The following is a 3,559-nucleotide window of genomic DNA, read 5'->3' as shown; positions in this document are numbered from 1 at the left end:
TCCCGGGGGGAGGCGACCGGCTGCCGGTCGCCTCCCCCCGGGAGGTCCGCGCGCACGCCCGGCGGACCATGCTCCGGCACCGCGGCCCCCTGGCGGCCTCCCTCGCCCTGCACGCACTGGCCTGCGCCGCCGCGCTGGCCGCACCCCAGCTCCTCGGCCGGATCGTCGAGGACGCCGCGCACGGCTCGCTCGCCGTCACCCCGGTCGCCCTCGCCCTGTGCGCCGCGGTCGTCCTCCAGGCGGTGTTCACCCGCTTCGCCCGGCTGGCCTCCCTCCGCCTCGGCGAGACCGTACTGGCCGAGCTGCGCGAGGAGTTCGTCGACCGGGTGCTGGCCCTGCCCACCCCCGTCGTGGAGCGGGCCGGCACCGGCGAGCTGGTCACCCGCACCACCCGGGACGTCGACGTCCTCGCCCTCACCGTGCAGCGGGCCGTCCCCGACACCCTCGTGGCGGGCACCACCATCGCCCTGACCATCGGCGCCGTCTTCCTCACCGATCCGCTGCTGGTACTGCCCTGCCTGGTCGCCGTCCCCGTGCTGTGGCTGTCGACCCGCTGGTACCTGCGGCGGGCCCGGACCGGCTACCTGCGCTCCAACTCCGCGTACGCGCGCCTCACCGACACCCTCGGCGAGACCGTCGCCGGCGCCCCCACGGTGGAGGCGCTCCGGCTCCAGGGGCGCCGCCGGCGCCGCACCGACGCGGACATCGCCGCCTCGTACGCGGCCGAGCGGCACACCCTGAACCTGCGCAGCACCTACCTGCCGATCGCCGACACCGGCTACATCCTCCCCGTGGCCGCCACCCTGGTCATCGGCGGGCTCATGTACATCGAGGGGATGGTCGGCCTGGCCGCCGTCACCGCCGCCACCCTGTACGTCCAGCAGGTGATCGGGCCCGTCGACACCATGCTGTACTGGATGGACGAACTCCAGGTCGGCGGCGCCTCCATGGCCCGCATCCTCGGCGTCCGCCACGCCGCCGCCCCGCCGGCGGCCGCCCCGGCCACCGCCGCCGCCCCGGACGACGCCCCGCGACCCGGCGCCCCCCGCGACGCCGCGATCGACGTCCAGGGCGTCCACTTCGCCTACCGGGAGCGGCAGGAGAGCCTCCGCGGCGTCGACCTGCACGTACGGCCCGGCGAGCGGCTGGCCGTCGTGGGCCCCTCCGGCGCCGGCAAATCCACCCTCGGCCGCCTCCTCGCCGGGATCGACACCCCCGGCCGGGGCACCGTCCGCCTGGGCGGCGTCCCCCTGACCGATCTGCCGCCTGACGAACTGCGCCGCGGCGTCATCCTCGTCACCCAGGAGTACCACGTCTTCCGCGGCACCCTCGCCGACAACCTGCTCGTCGCCCGCCCCGACGCGACCCCCGCGGACCTGGAGCGCGCCCTGCGGGCCGTCGCAGCCTGGGAGTGGGCGTCGGCGCTGGGCCTGGACCACGAGGTCGGCTCCGGCGCGGCCGAACTCCCCCCGCCCCGCGCCCAGCAGCTGGCCCTGGCCCGGCTGCTGCTGCTCGACCCGCCGGTCGTCGTCTTCGACGAGGCGACCGCCCTCCTCGACCCGCACACCGCGCGCACGGTGGAACGCTCCCTGGCCGGGCTCCTCGCCGGCACGGTCGTCTCCATCGCCCACCGCCTCCACACCGCCCACGACGCCGACCGCGTGGTCGTCCTGGAGGACGGCCGCATCACCGAGACCGGCAGCCACGACGAACTGGTGGCCCGCGGCGGGGCGTACGCCCGCCTGTGGAAGTCCTGGCACGGCTGATCCAGGCTCCCGGAGTCCCGAAGGTGGATCCCCATGGCGATCGACGAGCTGCCCGTCGCGTGGCGGCTGCCTCCCCAGGACGCCGAGGCGGGACGGCGTGCGCTGTGGTGGACCGTGGGACCGGACGGCGAACTCGCCGTGATGCCGGTCCACCGCCGGTACCTGAGCGGCGACAAGTACCTCCGCGGGTGGATCGGATGGCGTGGCGTCGGGCCGTACCCTCCGGGACGCGGAGGGGAGCATGGCGGGGAGAACGCCGTCGTGTACTCCCCCGAGGGCCCGCCGGAGGGTGCCCTGCCTCGGCGACGACATCCCGGCCCTGGTCACCGACCGCAGCGGGGGCATCTGGACCGCCTACGGCGACGAGGGCATGCACGGTGGCCACCCGGAGTCCGCGGCCGGCCTTGCGGGCTGGAACACCCGGGGCGTCGCGGCGTGGGCGGGTGGTCAAGCACTGCGGTCAGGGCAGCGGCGGCACCCTGTGGCTCCGCGCCGGCCGTACCCGGGTGCGCATCGACGCCTGACGCGGGCCCCGGCGCGGTGCGGCGCGGCGCCGACGGGCTCGGTCGCCTCACCACGCCACGGGCAGCCGGTGCACCCCGTAGAAGCCCATGTCCTCCCCCAGCGGCACCTCCGACGGCGGCACGGACAGCTTCAACCCGGGGAAGCGGGCGAGCAGCGCCGGGAACGCGATCCGCATCTCCGTGCGGGCCAGGTGCTGGCCGATGCACTGGTGCGCCCCGTGGCCGAACGCCAGGTGTCCGGAGGCGGGGCGGGCGAGGTCGAGGCGGTCGGGGTCGGCGAAGCGCGCCGGGTCGCGGTTCGCGGCGGACAGCGAGACCGTGACGGACTCCCCGGCGCGCAGCGTGCGCCCCTCCAGGACGACGTCCTCCAGCGGGGAGCGGGGCACCCCGAAGTGGAAGATGGTCAGGTAGCGCAGCAGCTCCTCCACCGCGTTCCCGGCGAGCGACGGGTCGTCCGCGAGCCGGGCCGCCTCGCCCGGGTGGCAGAGCAGCGCGAACGTGCCGAGCCCGAGGGAGCCGGCGGTCGTCTCGTGCCCCGCCGACAGCAGCAGGGCGCCCACGCCGGCGACCTCCGCGGTGGACAGATCGCCCCCGGCGGCGAGCGCGCTCAGCAGGTCCTCGCCGGGCGCCCGGCGCCGGTGCCGGGCCAGCTCCGTGAGGAACGCGTCCAGTTCGGCCATCGCCGCCGCGGCCTCGGCGGCGGTCGCGTCGATCCGGAACAGGGTGGCGCTGTTGCGCTGGAAGGAGGCCCGCTCGCCGTACGGCACGCCGAGCAGCTCGCAGATCACCAGGGAGGGGACGGGCAGCGCGAACGCCTCGACGAGGTCGGCCCGGCCGCCGAGGGCGGCCATCGCCTCCAGGTGGTCCCCGACGATCCGCTCGATGCGGGGCGCCAGGGCCCGCGTACGGCGGGCGGTGAACCAGCCCATCAGCTGCCGGCGCAGCCGCGTGTGCTGCGGCGCGTCCATGTCGACGAGCCAGCCCGGCAGGGCGGGGCTGCCGTAGAACGGGTCCGTTCCCGGCCGGGCCACCGGCACGCGCTTGAGCTCCGAGCGCGCGCTGAAGCGGGGGTCGGCGAGGACCCGGCGGGCCGCCTCGTGCCCGGTGACGAGCCATCCGAGGTGGCCGTCGGGGTAGCGCAGGCGGCTGACCGGGCCGCGGGCGCGGAGCGCCGCGAGCTCCGGCGGCGGGTCGAACGGGCGGTCCCGGTCGCGGGCGGTGGGGTGGTCGGGAACGCCCGCGCCGCCGCTCACGAGGCGCCCCCCGCCC

The 3,559-nt window shown here is 76.8% G+C and carries 2 protein-coding genes; one reads left to right on the top strand and one right to left on the bottom strand.

The window, feature by feature from the left end; all coding sequences use genetic code 11:
- The first annotated feature begins 20 nt into the window (after positions 1-20).
- The gene (locus EF903_RS30270) at positions 21-1,766 is read left to right on the top strand and encodes an ABC transporter ATP-binding protein (protein WP_260616130.1); all 1,746 of its coding nucleotides are present in this window, start codon (positions 21-23) and stop codon (positions 1,764-1,766) included.
- Between the two features lie 571 nt (positions 1,767-2,337).
- Here the strand turns inward: EF903_RS30270 and EF903_RS30260 are convergent.
- Positions 2,338-3,543 (bottom strand): cytochrome P450, encoded by a 1,206-nt coding sequence (locus tag EF903_RS30260; RefSeq protein ID WP_125548184.1) that lies wholly within the window; start codon positions 3,541-3,543, stop codon positions 2,338-2,340.
- Positions 3,544-3,559 lie beyond the last annotated feature (16 nt).

It is taken from the genome of Streptomyces sp. WAC05292 (assembly GCF_003949955.1).
GTDB classification, from domain to species: Bacteria; Actinomycetota; Actinomycetes; order Streptomycetales; family Streptomycetaceae; genus Streptomyces; species Streptomyces globosus.
Note: the sequence above shows the minus strand (reverse complement) of the source record. Positions and strands in the feature narration are given on the sequence as shown.